The following is a 15,279-nucleotide window of genomic DNA, read 5'->3' as shown; positions in this document are numbered from 1 at the left end:
GTGCGCCCCGGGATCCCGGGGCGCACGGCCCGTTACGCATGGTGAGGCTTTCGCCGTCGCCCGCACTCAGACGGTGGTGATGACCTCGTCGAAGGCCAGCCGCGGGGAGCGCGGGAAGGAGGCGTCCTCGCCCGGCTTGCCGATGTTCACGACCATCATCGGGGTGTGGTCGGCGTCGAAGAACTCCTTCTGGATGCCGGCGAAGTCGGCGCCGGTCATCGGGCCCGCGGCCAGGCCGGCGGCGCGGACGCCGACGATGAAGTACGCGGCCTGCAGCGCGGCGTTGAACAGCGAGGACTGCTCGCGGACGGGCCGCTCGGCGAAGAACATGTCCTTGGCCTGCGGGAAGTGCGGCAGCAGCTGCGGGAGCTCCTCGTGGAACTCGTTGTCCGCGGCGAGGATCGCGACCAGCGGCGCGGTGGCGGTCTTGGCCTGGTTGCCCTCGGCCATGTGCTTCACGAGGCGCTCGCGTGCCTCGGGGGAGCGGACCAGCGTGATGCGCAGCGGCGTCCCGTTGAAGGCGGTGGGACCGTACTTCACCAGGTCGTAAATCGCCTGGATCTGCTCCTCGGTGACCGGCTCGTCGGAGAACGAGTTGGCGGTGCGGGCCTCGCGGAACAGCAGGTCCTGAGCAGCGGAGTCGAGAACGAGAGACATCGGAAAGCCTTCTTCCATACGGAGGTGAAGCGATGTCCCCGACTCTACGGCGAAAGTATGTGAATTTTCAACTAACTCTCTGTGGTGGTGAGCGGTGTCACTCCGAACCGGCCTGCGCGCCGCGCTCCCCGTCGCCGCCCTCACCCTCGCGCTCCCGGTCCGCCAGCGCCGAGTCCAGCCGCGCGCGGGCCCCCTCCAGCCAGTGCCGGCACACCTTCGCGAGCTCCTCGCCACGCTCCCAGAGCGCGAGCGAGTCCTCCAGCGAGGTACCGCCGGCCTCCAGCTTGCGGACGACCTCGATGAGCTCGTCCCGGGCCTGCTCGTACCCCAGCGCCGTATCCGTCTCAGACATTCCCGCTCCCACCGTGTGTGTGCAGTACAGCCACTATGTCGCGTGCGCGTCTCACTCCGCGGAACCCGCCTCGGCCGCCGCCGCCGGTACGGGCCCGTCCGCGGCCGCCCCGGCCGACTGCCCGGCCGGTACCCGGGCCACCTGGACCGAAAAGGTGCCCTCCGCCACCCGGGCGCGCAGCACCTCGTCCACCGAGACCTCCTGCGGCGAGCGGACGACATGCCCGTCCGCCCGCTGCAGCACCGCGTACCCCCGCTCCAGCGTCGCCGCCGGGGACAGCGCCACCACCCGGGCCCGCGTGTGCGTGAGCTCCGACTCCGCCCGGTCCAGCAGGTGCCCCAGCGTCCGCCGGCTACCAGCCAGCAGCGCGTCCAGCTCGTCCTGCCGGGTCTCCACCATGCGCTGCGGGTGCACGAAGACCGGCCGGGCCAGGGCGTGCGTGAGCCCCCGCTCCTCCCGGTCGAGGAGCCCCCGTACCGCGCGCAGCCCCCGGCCCTGCAGCTGGCGTACGCGCTCCAGCTCCTCGCCCACGTCCGGGACCACCTTCTTCGCCGCGTCCGTGGGCGTCGAGGCCCGCAGGTCCGCGACCAGGTCCAGCAGCGGTGAGTCCGGCTCGTGGCCGATCGCCGAGACCACCGGGGTCCGGGCCGCCGCGACCGCCCGTACGACCCGTTCGTCGGAGAAGGGCAGCAGGTCCTCCACGCTGCCCCCACCGCGGGCCACGATGATCACGTCGACCCCGTCCAGGGCGTCGAGCTCCTTGACCGCCTGGACCACCTGGGGCACCGCGTGCACCCCCTGGACCGCGACATTGCGCACCTCGAAGCGGACCGCCGGCCAGCGGCGCCGCGCGTTCTCCAGCACGTCCCGCTCCGCCGCCGAGGCCCGCCCGACCACCAGCCCGATCAGCTGCGGCAGGAAGGGCAGCGGCTTCTTGCGGTCCAGCGCGAACAGCCCCTCGGAGGCGAGGGAGCGCTTGAGCCGCTCCAGCCGGGCGAGGAGCTCGCCGATGCCCACGGGCCGTATCTCCGTGGCCCGCAGGGACAGCTGCCCGCGCGGGGCGTACCACTCCGGTTTGGCCAGTACGACGACCCGCGCGCCCTCCGACACCACGTCCGCGACCTCGTCGTAGACCTGGCGGAAGCAGGTCACGCTGACCGAGATGTCGTGCGACGGGTCGCGCAGCGTCAGGAAGACCACCCCCGCCCCCGGCCGCCGCGAGAGCTGCGTGATCTGCCCCTCCACCCACACCTGACCGAGCCGCTCGATCCAGCCCCCGATGAGCCGGGACACCTGGCCTACCGGCAGCGGCGCCTCGGCCGACGTATTCAGACCCATGCACGCAGGCTAGCCGCCAGGACCGACACCGTCGCCGGGCCCGGCGCCCGCGGTGCCCGCGCGTCGCCCGCGCTGCGCCGTCAGCACCCCCAGACCGACCACCAGCCACACCGCCCCCACCAGCTGCGCCGTCCAGGAGGCCTCGACGATCACCGTGACGGTCACGATCGCGCCCAGTACCGGGATCACCAGGTGCTTCCACCAGTTCGGGACGCCCTCCGCGCGCTTGACCACGAACCAGCCGATCACCGACGCGTGCAGCAGTGTGAAGGCCGTCAGCGCCCCCACGTCCACCACGGAGACCAGGTGGTCGAGCCCGTCGTCGCGCCGGGCCGCCCACACCGCGGCGACCAGCGTGATGGTGGCCGCCACCAGCAGCGCGGGCCGAGGCGTCCCCTCCGAGGTCCGCGCCAGCGCCCGCGGCAGCCGCCCCTCACGGGCCATCGCGAACAGCAGCCGCCCGGCCGCCGCCTGCCCGGCCAGCGCCGCGAAGGCAGCCCCGATGGCCTTGCTGACCGCGACCAGGTCGTGCAGCCAGGAGCCGACCGAGGATTGGACCGCGGTGTAGAAGGCCGGGCCCTGCTTCGCCGGATCGGCCGCCAGCTCCGCCGCGGACACCGGTGTGAGCAGCGCGACCAGGTAGGTCTGGGCGATGAACAGCACCCCGGCCAGTCCCAGGCAGAACAGCACCGCCCGCGCGACCCGCGCCGATCCTCCCGTGACCTCCTCCGCGAAGGAGGCGATCGCGTCGAAGCCCAGGTACGAGAGGACCGCGACCGACACCGCGCCCAGCACGGCGGCCACCGAGAAGCCCAGCGAACCGTCGCCGGTCAGCGGTGAGAGCCAGCCGCGCTGCGCCCCGTCCCGGAGCAGCACCGTCACCGCGGCGGCCAGGAACACCAGCAGCACCGCGATCTCCATGGCCAGCACGGCGAAGCCCACGCGCGCGGCCACCCGTACGCCCCACAGGTTGAGCAGGGTCGTGACCACGACGGCCAGGGCCGTCCACACCCACCGGGACACCTCCGGCACCAGCGCGTTCATCGCGATACCGGAGAAGAGGTACGCCACGGCCGGGATCAGCAGGTAGTCGAGCATCGCCATCCACCCGGCGATCAGGCCCGGCCCCTCACCGAGGCCCTTGCGGGCGTAGGTGAAGACCGAGCCGGCCTGCGGGGCCACCCGCACCATCTGCGCGTACGAGAAGGCGGTGAAGGCCATCGCCACGGTCGCGACGAGGTAGACCAGGGCGACCGCGCCGTGGGAGGTGGCGTCGAGAGTGCCGAAGACGCCCACCGGGGCCATGGGGGCGATGAAGAGCAGCCCGTAGACGACCAGATCCCGGAAGCCGAGGCTCCGCCGCAGCGCCGCGGGCGGCGCCTCCGGGGAATCCGTAGCGGACGCCATCCGTCCTCCGGGGGATAGGCGGGACAGGCTTTCGACCAAGTCTCTGCCGAACGGGGGACATCCGGCCTCCTGGAGACCACCGTACGATGGACCGCATGACTGCTCCCGCCCCTGCTCCCGCTTCCCGCCGCGTCCTGCTCGCCGCCCCCCGCGGCTACTGCGCGGGCGTGGACCGAGCCGTGATCGCTGTCGAGAAGGCTCTCGAGCAGTACGGTGCGCCGGTCTACGTCCGCCACGAGATCGTGCACAACAAGTACGTCGTCCAGACCCTGGAGAAGAAGGGCGCCATCTTCGTCGAGCGGACGGAGGAGGTGCCCGAGGGCTCCATCGTGATGTTCTCCGCCCACGGCGTGGCGCCGGTGGTGCACGAGGAGGCGGCGCGCGGCAAGCTCGCCACGATCGACGCGACCTGCCCGCTGGTCACCAAGGTGCACAAGGAAGCGATCCGCTACGCGAACGAGGACTTCGACATCCTCCTCATCGGCCATGAGGGCCACGAGGAGGTCATCGGCACCTCCGGCGAGGCTCCGGACCACATCACGATCGTGGACGGCCCCGAGGACGTGGCCAACGTCGAGGTGCGCGACGAGTCCAAGGTCGTCTGGCTGTCGCAGACCACGCTCTCGGTCGACGAGACGATGGAGACGGTCGACGCGCTGAAGACCAAGTTCCCGCTGCTGGTCTCGCCCCCGAGCGACGACATCTGCTATGCCACCTCGAACCGGCAGGCCGCGGTCAAGGCGATGGGTTCGGACTCCGACCTCGTCATCGTCGTCGGCTCCAAGAACTCCTCGAACTCCATCCGGCTGGTCGAGGTCGCCCTGGACGCCGGCGCGCGCGCCGCGTACCTCGTCGACTTCGCGAGCGAGATCGACGAGGCCTGGCTGGAGGGCGTCACCACGGTCGGGCTGACCTCGGGCGCCTCGGTGCCGGAGGTCCTCGTCGAGGAGGTCCTGGAGTGGCTGGCGGTGCGCGGCTACGCGGACGTCGAGATCGTCAAGACCGCCGAGGAGTCGATCGTCTTCTCGCTGCCGAAGGAGCTGCGCCGGGACCTGCGCGCGGAAGCCGCCGAACTGGTCGCCGACAAGTAACTCGTTTCGTACGGTATGTCCATGGAGATCTTCGGTGTGGACATCGGCGGTACTGGGATCAAGGGCGCTCCCGTGGACCTGGACCGCGGCGACTTGGCGCGAGAGCGCCACAAGGTACTGACACCGCAGCCGGCCACCCCCGACGGGGTGGCCGGCTGCGTCGTCGAGGTGGTCCGCCACTTCGGCTGGGACGGCCCGGTGGGGGTCACGTTCCCGGGCGTCGTCACGGGCGGCATCACGCGGTCGGCGGCCAACATGGACAAGGCGTGGATCGGCGTCGACACGGCAGCGCTCCTCACCCGCAGCCTGGGCGGCTTGCCGGTCACGGTACTGAACGACGCCGATGCGGCGGGGATCGCGGAGATGACGTACGGCGCCGGGCGCGGGCGGGGCGGCACGGTCATCGTGCTCACCCTGGGCACGGGCATCGGGAGCGCCCTGTTCACGGACGGGCGGCTGGTCCCGAACACGGAGCTGGGCCACCTGGAGCTGAAGGGCCACGACGCGGAGACGCGGGCGTCGGTGAGGGCCAAGGAGGACGGGGACCTCACGTGGGAGCGCTGGGCGCACCGCGTCCAGAAGTACCTCGCCCATGTGGAGATGCTGTTCTCCCCGGACCTGTTCGTCATCGGCGGCGGCGTCAGCCGCAAGCCGGAGAAGTTCCTTCCCCTGATCGAGGGGATCCGGGCGGAGATCGTCCCGGCGAAGCTCCAGAACAACGCGGGCATCGTCGGGGCGGCGATGGCGGCGAAGGCGGCGGAAGCGGCGCAAGCGGCGGAAGCGGGGACCACCTCCGAGGTGGCTGCGTCGGCTGCGTCGTCGGGGATGGAGGCGGCGGCGGTGGAGACGGTCGCGGCGAACCGGGCCGCGGGCCCGGGCGCCTAGGCGGTCCGCCAGGGCCTTCCCCCGGGGCGGCCCCGGGGCGGGGCTCTGGGCGGCCCCCCTGGGCGGTCCCCCGGAGGGTGCCTTAGGCGGTCCTCCTGGGCAGCCGCCGCTTCCCGATGAGCACGGCCTTGCGTACGACGACGATCAGCCCGGCGATCAGCGTCCCCGCGTACAGCCAGCCGGCGTGCAGGGACAGGGCGGACACCAGCCCCATCAGCTCCCCGCCGAAGCCTCCGGAGCCCCCCGAGATGGGCCACACGCCCACGGCGAAGGCGATGGGGACGGTGATCGGCGCGGTGACGAGGTCGGCCGGCCGCACCCAGAGCGCGGTGGCGGCCGCGACGGGCAGGAAGAGCAGGCCGTAGGCGAAGAGCGAGGAGCCGAACAGCAGCCAGGTGATCCCGGCGACCAGCACCATCGCGGCGCACGAGAACAGCCCGCCGCCGAGCCCGGTCAGCCTGGGCCTGGGCATCCGGCGCCCGAGCGCGGGCCGCGGCCGGCCCTGGACGGGCACGGCCGCGGTCGCCCGTCGGCGCTGCGCCGGGGGTCGCTGCGGGTGAGGGGCCGGTCGCGTCCTGTATTGCTCCACCCTTCCAAAGTAGGCGGGGAGCCTGCCGTTCCGGGCCGTGGACACGCGTACATCCATCGCCACTCATCGGAAAGTAAACTGTCCGATGGTCCACGCCTGTGGACCGCCGCCCCTCCAGCTACGGGAAGTCGCCAACGTGTCGCTCACGATCGGAATCGTCGGCCTGCCGAATGTCGGCAAGTCGACCCTGTTCAACGCCCTGACCAAGAACGACGTGCTGGCGGCCAACTACCCGTTCGCCACCATCGAGCCGAACGTCGGCGTCGTCGGCGTCCCGGACGCCCGCCTCTCCGTCCTCGCGGGCATCTTCGGCTCGCAGAAGATCCTTCCGGCCACGGTCGACTTCGTCGACATCGCGGGCATCGTGCGCGGCGCCTCGGAGGGTGAGGGCCTGGGCAACAAGTTCCTCGCCAACATCCGCGAGTCGGACGCCATCTGCCAGGTCATCCGCGCCTTCAAGGACGACAACGTCGTACACGTCGACGGCAAGGTCTCGCCGAAGGACGACATCGAGACGATCAACACCGAGCTGATCCTCGCCGACCTCCAGTCCATCGAGAAGGCGGTGCCGCGCCTGACGAAGGAGTCCCGCCTCCAGAAGGAGAAGGTCGCGGTCCTGGCGGCGGTCGAGTCGGCCCAGAAGATCCTGGAAGCCGGCGACACCCTCTTCTCCAAGGGCATCACGAAGGGCACGGAGCAGGGCGACCTCCTCCACGAGCTGCACCTCCTCACCACGAAGCCCTTCCTCTACGTCTTCAACGTGGACGAGGACGAGCTGGTCGACGAGGACTTCAAGAACGAGCAGCGCGCGCTGGTCGCCCCGGCCGAGGCGATCTTCCTGAACGCCAAGCTGGAGGCGGAGCTGGTCGAGCTGGAGGACGACGAGGCCCTCGAACTCCTCCAGTCGGTCGGCCAGAACGAGCCGGGCATGGCCACCCTCGGCCGCGTCGGCTTCGCCACGCTGGGCCTGCAGACGTACCTGACGGCAGGCCCGAAGGAAACCCGCGCCTGGACGATCAAGAAGGGCGCCACCGCCCCCGAGGCGGCGGGCGTGATCCACACCGACTTCCAGCGCGGCTTCATCAAGGCGGAGATCATCTCCTTCGCCGACCTGGTCGAGTGCGGCTCGGTCGTCGAGGCCCGCGCCAAGGGCAAGGCCCGCATGGAGGGCAAGGACTACGTCATGCAGGACGGCGACGTGGTCGAATTCCGCTTCAACGTCTGAGCGGATGAAATAACCACGTTGGCGGCCTGGCAAACATGCAGGTCAGATGGGGTCCGACTCTTCGGAGTCGGGCCCCTAGCTTTTTCCCCGTGCTGGGATAGTGCTGGGAAATCTGATCCCTCTTCACCCATCATCGTCCCTGCTCACCTCTACCGTGCTGGGTTCGTGCTGGGTTTTCGGTCGGGCTTGTGTGCTAAGCGGCCGCAGCTCTACAGACGGCTTCTCATCAGCCGCGATGCTCGTTGAGCGTGAAGTTCGTTCGCATGAAGGCGCTCGCATCATGCTCGAGAGGCGGCTGCTGCAGCGGTGCCTACCTGGCGAGGCCGTACATGCTTGGTGGGGCCTGGGGCCGATAGGAAACAACTGAACCAGGTGGCCAGGGGCCCTGAACTCCGGAGCGGTGGCGACCGAAGCCCGCGCAGCCTTGGAAAAGGTGAGGAAGACGGCTGCCCGACTGGACGCCGCCGCGGTAGCGCGCTCGATCGTCCACCAGAACGCCCGGGCTGAGTCTCACTGTGCGCGGGGCTGGAGCCTGACCAGCCCACCTTGCTACACCGCTTCCGGGGATCCCGTGGCCACCCCTTGAAAGGAGGCCCATTCCTGGACCGTCACGAGGTGGGCCAGCTGAAGGCCGACGTACGGATCCGGCTGGACGAGCAGCGTGGGGTGGCCACGGGCGGTCCGTTCGGCGGCCGAGGCGTGGTCGAGCTCGGTGAAGTCGTCGTCGACCCAGGCGACCGCCGATTCCCCCAGCCACGGTTCGACGTGGTCGCACTTCCACAGGTAGCCGTTGGGGTGGCTGGTGGTGATCTGGGGGCGGGGGAGATCGAGGTACGGGAACTTCGGCAGTCCGAGGAGCGGCCCGACGATGGTGGTGGCGTCCTTGCGCCAGCTCGTGTACCACACGGGGGCGACGAGGCCGTCGGCCAGGAAGCCGGTGAGCAAGGGGCCCCACGACCTGTGCCACGAGGGCGCCGCCCAGCGCTACTACCAGGTCGGCTACCAGCTGGCCTGCGAAGCACATCCCCACGGCCACGCCGCCTGGATGATGCGCGCCCTCGCCCACCAGTCCCTCAGCCTCAAGCAACCCCACCACTGCGTCGACCTCGTCGAAGGCGCCCTCACCCGCGGCCTCGGCCACGTCGACGGCCAGACCGAAGCCCTCCTCCACATCACCCACGCCCGCGCCTACGCAGCCGTCGGCGAGAACCCCTCGGCCGCACGTGCCCTCCTCGCCGCCGAAGACGCCCTGCTACGCGAGGACGGGCCCCAGCCCAGCTTCTCCCGCGTCAGCGGCCCCGCCGCCGGTACAGTGGCCAGCCACACCGCCCGCACCCTCACCGACCTCGCCGACCATGTCGGCACGGAACAGCAGCACCGCGACGCCCTCACCCGCTGGGACCCGGAGAAGTACAAGCGCGTCCACGCCCTCACCCACGCCGACCTCGGCGACAGTCTCGCCGCCCAGGCCCGCGCCGATGAAGGGGTCGCCGCTTGGACCCAGGCCCTGGTCCTCATGGAGGGAAGGGAATGGCCTCCGACCGCACCCGCAAGGCAATCTCCTCGATCCGCTCCACGCTCGCGGTCTACCAGCGCCGCCGCGTGCCCGGAGCCGCCGATCTCGCGCGCCGTGCCCGCGAGGCCCTCGCCTAACATGCCCAACAACCCGCCCCACGAAGGGAACCGCGTGGCTCAGCACACCGACGACCGCTCCCAAGCCCTCAAGCCGGCGCTCGACTCGATGACCCTGCTGGTCGCGGCCGTCATCGTCCACGACAAGGCCACCAACCGCGTCGTGCTCCTCCAGCGCAGCGAGAACGCCAAGTTCGCCCAGGGCCAGTGGGACCTCCCCGTCGGCAAGAGCGAACCGGGCGAGCCCATCACCGAAACCGCGGTCCGCGAGCTCTACGAGGAAACGGGCCTCACCGTGAAACCCGAGTCCCTCAAGGTCGCCCACATCATCCACGGCGCCTGGGGCGTCGAAGCCCCTAACGGCTTCCTGACCGTCGTCTTCGCCGCCCACGAATGGACCGGCGAACCCGAAAACCGCGAACCCCGCAAGCACTCCCAGGTCCGCTGGGTCGACGCCGAAGCCATCCCCGACGCCTTCGTCGATACCACGGCCAGCGCTCTTCACTGCTACCTGAACAATGGCTCGGAGGTCTCCCTTGACGGCTGGTCTACAAGGTGAGCCGCAGGCTTGCTCCAGCCCAGGGGCAGGTGCGTGAACCTCTGACCTAGCTGAGTGGGGTCATCCGCTGAGAGTCTCGAACGCCTCGTCGAGGTCCTTGACGAAATCCTGCCACGACGGAAGGCCTGCCACCGGCCCCTCCGGATCCAGGAGTTCGAGCATGCGCAGCCGGTGCTGCGAGAAACGCTTCTGGAACTGGACGAGGCGGCGCCCTCTGTACTCGCTTGCCCGCGCTAGTGAGTCCTTGAGGAGCTGTTTAGGGTCGGCGACCCTTTCCGCCGCAGTGCCCTTGGGGAGATCAAGGCTGACGCGGCCGCGCGGGTTTTCGGCGACCTGGCGCAGACATGCCTCATCGAGAAGCAGCCACGCTTCCAGCATGCGGACGGGCACCACGGCGACGTGCTGGAGACTGGGCCACTCGGCACACACTGCCTCCGCGATCTCGTCCCTGCGGTCCTGGGCGGGACCCCGGTCGGCATCCCGTTGCACCACCACCAAGTCGTAGGTCCCGCGGAGCTCACGGGCTGCCCGCAGCTTGTCCCGGACGGAATGGCCAGTCGGTAGCCGAAGCAGACCGAAGTCGGGGACGGTGATCGAGGCGTCGAGCCCCTTGCGCGCGGCAATGGATTCGACGTGCGGTACGAGGCCGTTGTCGCTGCTGCCCTCGCCGATGAAGAGAACACGAGTGGTCACGCGGCCCCCCAGTCCAGCGTGAGCTGCGCTCCGACGGGCGTGGTGAGGTACGGCAGGACGTCGGCCTTCGTCACGAAGTCGTTGCCCGCCTTCGTGGCGCGCCACGTCTCGGCGAGCGGACGCAGACGCAGTACCCGGTTCAGGGAGCCGTTTTCCGCCTTGTGGATCGCGGTGTCGGCAAACAAGAGGTCGTCAGGATTGACGAGTTGTACTACCCCGGGTGAGTGTGTGTTGATCAGCACCTGCCGGAACGGATTGTCCGTGCCAGGTTCCTCCGACGGGTCGACGGCAAGGTCTTGGACAAGGGCGACCATGGCGTTGAGGTTGGCGGGATGGATGCCGTTCTCGGGCTCCTCCATGCAGATCAGACCGCGCACGGATGTGTCTTCGAGTAGGACGCACAGGGCCAGGAAGCGCAGGGTGCCTTCAGAGAGACTGCGGGCTGGCAGCGTCATGCCAGCCACCTCGCGCACGTTGACCGTGAGGAGCTGCCGAACCTCGTCCTGATCGACATCCAGATCTCGGATGTGGATACCGGTCAGATCTGAGAGACGCCCCGCCACCCTGGCGTAGACCTGGCTGGGATCCGCGCCGGGAGTGTCATGGGCCACACGGAAGAGCGTGGCGGGTAGGTGGGAGCCGTCGGCGCCCATTACCTGTGGGTCGACGTACCTGTCGGACCTGCGTAGAGCCGACGGCTCAAGAGCGAGCCGTCGCCAGGACTGCATCTCACGGCGAGCTGCGAGGATCGTCTGGTCGTCGCTGCTGGTGATGGTGGAGACGACTGTTGCGGGTGCACGGGACGCCGCAGCCGGCTTGGGCTGCCCCCGGCTGCCACCGTCCTGGTGGATTTTGACGACCGACTCGCCGGATTCGGTCGTCGTTGAGATGAAGGGGGCGCCGCTGCGGTGGCCCTGAATGACGGTGTTGCGGAAGTTCTTTGCGCTGTGGGGGAAGAGGAGGTGTTTGGGGGCCTTCCCTTTGGTGATGTGGCTCAGTGTCTCGTGGAGGAGGGTGAGGCGGCCGAAACGGTCCAGGCCGGACGGCTCCTGGTAGCCGACCTCCAGCTCGTACCGCAGAAACGTTGTCGTGGCCGTCGCGGCTCGGCCGAAGTCGTCCTCCGTGTGGAGCGGGACGACCATCTCGGCGGCGAATCGCATCCGATGATTGCCGGGCTCGAAGCCCTTCCAGAAGAGATCACGAGGGTCGCCATGACGCTCACCGTGTACGCCCCGGACCTCCTGGGCCGCCTCCATCATCGACTGGTCGGCGAGTAGGGAGAGGAACTGGATGGCGTCGAAAACATTCGACTTGCCGGTGCCGTTCTCCCCTGCGATGCAGGTGAAGGGGCCGAAGTCGATGGACAGGTCCAGAAGGTTCTTGAACCCGTGGACTTCGATGCGGGTCAGCATGCTGTCTCCGGAGGCTCGCCGGGCGGATCCACTAAGCCTACTGGCGAGGAAGTCTTCATCCCGCGTGTGCGTTGGGGGTCCCTCCTGAGTGCTTGGCCACGGGCTGCGCCGCCCCGTCTTCCTCGGCGCGACCGGTCTGCGGCTCGCAGTTCTGGTCGTGGATGAGCGTGGCGACGCACAGTAGTTTGCGGCCATCGTCGCAGTCGACACCCGAAGGGGCCGGAGCCTCGCCCGGCCGAGGTTTCCGATGCGCTTGGGGGTGCTGCCTCCAAATGGCTTGCTGCAGTGGAAGGTCGAGCACGGACGGCCCTCGCGGCAGCTTGATGGAAGCGTTGTGGATGGGAGACCGACGACCGATCTCAAGTCCTCAAGCCGGCGCACGACTCGATGACCCTGCTGGTCGCGGCCGTCTTCGTCCCCGACGAGGCCACCAACCGCGTGGTCGTCCTCCAGCGCAGCGAGGACGCCCAGTTCGCCCACGGCCTGTGGGACCTGCCGGTCGGCAAGACTGAACCGGGCGAGCCCATCAACGGGACCGCGGTCCGCGAGCTCTACGAGGAGACGGGCCTCACGGTGAAGCCCGAGTCCCTCAAGGTCGCCCACATCCTCACGCTCCTCTTCGCCGCCTACAGGGCTGAGAGGCGGGCGGCCCCAGCGAGCGGGCTACGCCCCGACTACGTGCGGGCCCAGCCGTTGGCGAATCCGCACTGGAGGTCCGTCCAGCGGCGCTGCTCGTTGGGCACGTAGCTCGGGTGGCCGCGGAGGTGGGCCAGGGCATTGACCCACTGGTCCCAGAGGCCGTCGGGCTCCGTGAAGCGGTCGGCGTGGTGGGTGCCGAGCCGAGCGTCGAGGTGGAGGAGGGCACCGAGGGCGGCCGGCTGGTCGTAGCGGAGGTCGGTGCGGGGTAGGTAGTGGTCAAGGTATGCGCTGAGGATCTCGGCGTCCGCGTGGGTGCCGAAGCGGGCCAGGGCGAAGCAGTAGGCGCCGCCGGAGAAGCAGAACTCGCTGGCAAGGAGCAGGTCACCGATGCGTTCGCGGAACGTGGCGCGTCGGCCTACGCCGATCAGCCAGGCGGCGGTGAGGCGTGAGCGCCACTCGTAGCCGAGGAGGGCTTCCAGCTCGGCGTCGGTGATCGTGGCTGCGTCGTCGATGAGGTGACGGGTGAAGCGTTCGGCGTGTTGCCACCCGGGCCGCAGGACGCGACCGCTTTTGAGCTGTAGGTAGCGCGCGTGCTCCGAGTCCTTCCTCGTCACGTAACGCTCGATCACGTAGCCGTAGCCGATCTCCTCGGGGTGCTGGAATGGCATCGGTCACCTCTCCGGGTATAGGTCGGTACGGTCGATCCAGGTGGGGGCGACGAAGATGTCCTCGCCGACCGGCGCTTCTGTGGCCTCCAGCAGGGTCCAGGCGCGGGCCTCTTCGACCAGGTGCTCCCAGGGCGCACGCCAGTCGATCTGCCAGTCGAGGCCGGGGCCGGAGACGCAGTACGTGCGGCCGACGTCCACCCGCCAGAACTGGGAGTAGAGGATCAGCTGGGCGTGGTCGGCCAGGTCGTTGATGATCGCCGTGAAGTGGGCAGACGGCCAGCCGGGGCTGTCCGCTCCGCGCAGGCGGGCGGTCAAGGAGGGGACGACGGGGCTGCGGGCGCCGAGTTCCGTCAGGGCCCAGCGGATGCCGTCGGGCTCGGTCCAGTCCGGCGGGGTGGCCCGTTCCAGGCAGGCGCGGTAGGCGCGGCGCAGGGGCTCGACCGCGTCGTCGATCTCCAGGCTGGCCAGGCCGATCGCAGCCCATTCGCGGACGGTCGGGTTGTCGCCACCCAGCAGTCCGATGAGGGCGGGGCCGCAGCGGGGATCGCCCACCTCCTCGAAGACCTCGATGGCGGTCAGCTGACCGAAGCCACCGAGGGAGGGCAGTCCGTCGATGATGGCCGGGATGGCTTTGGAGCCGATCCAGATCAGTTCGGCGCGGGCGTCGTAGGACGCGCCGGCTTCGCCGTCGAGCTGCTGGACGAGTCGCTTGATGTGGGAGTTCATGACGCCGGGTGGTCGCGGCGCCAGAAGGTGGGGAGCCACCAGCAGAGCACCGAGCGGTCGTCGGGCCACGGGACGCGGCCCTTGGCTTCCCAGTCCTCGAAGGAGTCGCGCGCAAGGTCGATGGGGCGCCAGGTCGGGTCGAGTGGCTCGTCCTCGGCCGGAGGGCGGACGTACTGCCGGCCGTGCTGGTCGCAGGCGCCGAAGTCCTGGTAGTTGCGCTGCGCTTCGATCAGGGAGACCTTGTTCGCTCCGCCGTCCATGGTCGGCCAGCGGAACTGGACCCCGTCGTCCTCCCAGAAGCAGATGGGGCAGATCTCGTAGGAGCCGGGCATGGCGTCCAGCACGCGGTGCCCGCAGCGGGGACAGGGGTACAGATGGCTCACCTGCGCAGTCTCGTCGACGGTCCGGTCGGCGTGCCATGGATTTCCGCGCCTCGGCACACCCGGCCAGTCCGCAGAGAGTCCGCAGCACACCCGTAAGCGGCCGTCGGGGCCCAACGCAGGCCAACGGAGAAATGCCTGGTCAGGGCCTTGTAGGGGCTCAGCCGCAGGCCAAGAGCGGGCCGCAGACATTCCGCTTCAACGTGTAGCTGTCCCGATCCTCCACGTGAGCTAGTTTCGTCAAATGTGCAGCTCAGATGGGGTCGGACTCTCTGGAGAGTCCGACCCCATCGGCCTTGCCGTGCTGACAGGGTGCTGACTTTCAGCTGGTTCGGGGCGGTGTGAGCTTGTCGAGGTCCAGGCTGATCTCGAAGGGCACCGGTCGCTGGAGGGTGCCCCGGAAGATACCGGCGGGCGCGTAGGCGCCGGTGGGCTCGTCGAGCTCGTAGACGTGGACGACGGGGGCGCCGTCCTCGTCCTCGATGCACCAGTAGTGCGGGATGCCGGCCTCCGCGTACTTGCGGAGTTTTACTGTGCGATCGCGATGGGCGGACTCCGGGGAGACGACCTCGATGACGAGCTGGACGTCCTCCGGTGCGAACCAGGTACGGTCGCCGTCGAAATCGGCCGTCGTCACCAGCAGGTCCGGTTCGGGACGGTTGCGCGGGTCGAGCTTGATGGTCATCTCGCGGCCGACTCTGGTGTCGGCGGGAACCTGCTCCATGAGTGCGACCGTGAGCATGGTGACGAGGTGGCCGTGCCACCACCTCTGGGGCGACATCATGAAGACGAGGGCTCCATCGATCAGCTCGGTGTGGCGGGGTGCCTCGGGGAGGCGGTCGAGGTCCTCCGCGAACCAGCCTTCCGCGCGCGGCGGGCGCATCCAGTCGGGCAGTGCGGTCATAAGCCAACCCTAGCGATTGAGGCCGTGGGGCGGAGGGGGGCGAGCCGGTGTGCCGTCGGTCGTGGGTGACCGGCGGGCTGGGAGGAGGGGGTGGGTTTGCCGGTCCGCCCCCCCTCCTCTTT

The 15,279-nt window shown here is 69.6% G+C and carries 15 protein-coding genes and 3 pseudogenes; 6 read left to right on the top strand and 12 right to left on the bottom strand.

The window, feature by feature from the left end:
- Positions 1–66 precede the first annotated feature (66 nt).
- The 4 genes from ABZX75_RS26945 to ABZX75_RS26930 all read right to left on the bottom strand — a co-directional run bounded on the left by ABZX75_RS26945 (position 67) and on the right by ABZX75_RS26930 (position 3,754).
- Positions 67–657: a malonic semialdehyde reductase gene (locus ABZX75_RS26945; RefSeq protein ID WP_355414881.1), complete on the bottom strand. Its 591-nt coding sequence runs from the start codon at positions 655–657 to the stop codon at positions 67–69.
- A 97-nt stretch (positions 658–754) separates the two neighbouring features.
- Entirely contained in the window at positions 755–1,009 is a 255-nt protein-coding gene (locus tag ABZX75_RS26940) for an exodeoxyribonuclease VII small subunit (RefSeq protein ID WP_355414879.1), read from the bottom strand.
- A 51-nt stretch (positions 1,010–1,060) separates the two neighbouring features.
- Positions 1,061–2,347, bottom strand: coding sequence for an exodeoxyribonuclease VII large subunit (gene xseA, locus ABZX75_RS26935; protein ID WP_355414877.1), 1,287 nt, complete (start codon positions 2,345–2,347; stop codon positions 1,061–1,063).
- Positions 2,348–2,356: 9 nt separating this feature from the next.
- The gene (locus ABZX75_RS26930) at positions 2,357–3,754 is read right to left on the bottom strand and encodes an APC family permease (protein WP_355414875.1); all 1,398 of its coding nucleotides are present in this window, start codon (positions 3,752–3,754) and stop codon (positions 2,357–2,359) included.
- An 86-nt stretch (positions 3,755–3,840) separates the two neighbouring features.
- On the opposite strand from ABZX75_RS26930, the gene ABZX75_RS26925 reads away from it, so the two are divergent.
- Complete coding sequence (locus ABZX75_RS26925) at positions 3,841–4,845, top strand: 4-hydroxy-3-methylbut-2-enyl diphosphate reductase (RefSeq protein ID WP_355414873.1); 1,005 nt, start codon at positions 3,841–3,843, stop codon at positions 4,843–4,845.
- Between the two features lie 21 nt (positions 4,846–4,866).
- Entirely contained in the window at positions 4,867–5,730 is an 864-nt protein-coding gene (gene ppgK, locus ABZX75_RS26920) for a polyphosphate--glucose phosphotransferase (protein WP_355414871.1), read from the top strand.
- A gap of 82 nt (positions 5,731–5,812) precedes the next feature.
- On the opposite strand, the gene ABZX75_RS26915 is transcribed toward ppgK, so the two are convergent.
- Positions 5,813–6,202 (bottom strand): DUF6542 domain-containing protein, encoded by a 390-nt coding sequence (locus ABZX75_RS26915; protein ID WP_355414869.1) that lies wholly within the window; start codon positions 6,200–6,202, stop codon positions 5,813–5,815.
- A gap of 253 nt (positions 6,203–6,455) precedes the next feature.
- Here ABZX75_RS26915 and ychF point away from each other — a divergent pair, with 253 nt between their 5' ends.
- Positions 6,456–7,544 (top strand): redox-regulated ATPase YchF, encoded by a 1,089-nt coding sequence (gene ychF / locus ABZX75_RS26910; protein WP_355414867.1) that lies wholly within the window; start codon positions 6,456–6,458, stop codon positions 7,542–7,544.
- Between the two features lie 549 nt (positions 7,545–8,093).
- Here ychF and ABZX75_RS26905 read toward each other — a convergent pair.
- Positions 8,094–8,465, bottom strand: a pseudogene (locus ABZX75_RS26905) (hypothetical protein); the annotation flags it as partial.
- A 31-nt stretch (positions 8,466–8,496) separates the two neighbouring features.
- Between ABZX75_RS26905 and ABZX75_RS26900 the strand changes: the two are divergent.
- A pseudogene (locus tag ABZX75_RS26900) lies at positions 8,497–9,197 on the top strand (hypothetical protein); the annotation flags it as partial.
- Position 9,198: 1 nt separating this feature from the next.
- A complete protein-coding gene (locus ABZX75_RS26895; RefSeq protein ID WP_355414865.1) occupies positions 9,199–9,735 on the top strand; it encodes an NUDIX domain-containing protein in 537 nt (178 codons plus the stop codon).
- A gap of 60 nt (positions 9,736–9,795) precedes the next feature.
- Here the strand turns inward: ABZX75_RS26895 and ABZX75_RS26890 are convergent, their stop codons facing one another.
- On the bottom strand, positions 9,796–10,428 hold the full coding sequence (locus ABZX75_RS26890; protein WP_214957767.1) for a DUF4276 family protein: 633 nt from the start codon (positions 10,426–10,428) through the stop codon (positions 9,796–9,798).
- Complete coding sequence (locus ABZX75_RS26885) at positions 10,425–11,840, bottom strand: AAA family ATPase (RefSeq protein WP_214957769.1); 1,416 nt, start codon at positions 11,838–11,840, stop codon at positions 10,425–10,427. Before ABZX75_RS26885 ends, ABZX75_RS26890 begins: the two co-directional genes overlap by 4 nt.
- 387 nt (positions 11,841–12,227) lie before the next feature.
- Between ABZX75_RS26885 and ABZX75_RS26880 the strand changes: the two are divergent.
- Positions 12,228–12,446 (top strand): annotated as a pseudogene (locus tag ABZX75_RS26880) (NUDIX domain-containing protein); the annotation flags it as partial.
- Positions 12,447–12,514: 68 nt separating this feature from the next.
- Here the strand turns inward: ABZX75_RS26880 and ABZX75_RS26875 are convergent.
- The 4 genes from ABZX75_RS26875 to ABZX75_RS26860 form a co-directional block, all read right to left on the bottom strand.
- Positions 12,515–13,147 (bottom strand): DUF6000 family protein, encoded by a 633-nt coding sequence (locus ABZX75_RS26875; protein ID WP_355414863.1) that lies wholly within the window; start codon positions 13,145–13,147, stop codon positions 12,515–12,517.
- Between the two features lie 3 nt (positions 13,148–13,150).
- A complete protein-coding gene (locus tag ABZX75_RS26870; RefSeq protein WP_355414861.1) occupies positions 13,151–13,873 on the bottom strand; it encodes a HEAT repeat domain-containing protein in 723 nt (240 codons plus the stop codon).
- Positions 13,870–14,256 (bottom strand): CPCC family cysteine-rich protein, encoded by a 387-nt coding sequence (locus ABZX75_RS26865; RefSeq protein ID WP_355414859.1) that lies wholly within the window; start codon positions 14,254–14,256, stop codon positions 13,870–13,872. Before ABZX75_RS26865 ends, ABZX75_RS26870 begins: the two co-directional genes overlap by 4 nt.
- 319 nt (positions 14,257–14,575) lie before the next feature.
- Positions 14,576–15,157 (bottom strand): Uma2 family endonuclease, encoded by a 582-nt coding sequence (locus ABZX75_RS26860; RefSeq protein ID WP_355414857.1) that lies wholly within the window; start codon positions 15,155–15,157, stop codon positions 14,576–14,578.
- Positions 15,158–15,279 lie beyond the last annotated feature (122 nt).

It is taken from the genome of Streptomyces sp. NPDC003038, from assembly GCF_040611115.1.
Classification (GTDB): domain Bacteria; phylum Actinomycetota; class Actinomycetes; order Streptomycetales; family Streptomycetaceae; genus Streptomyces.
Note: the sequence above shows the minus strand (reverse complement) of the source record. Positions and strands in the feature narration are given on the sequence as shown.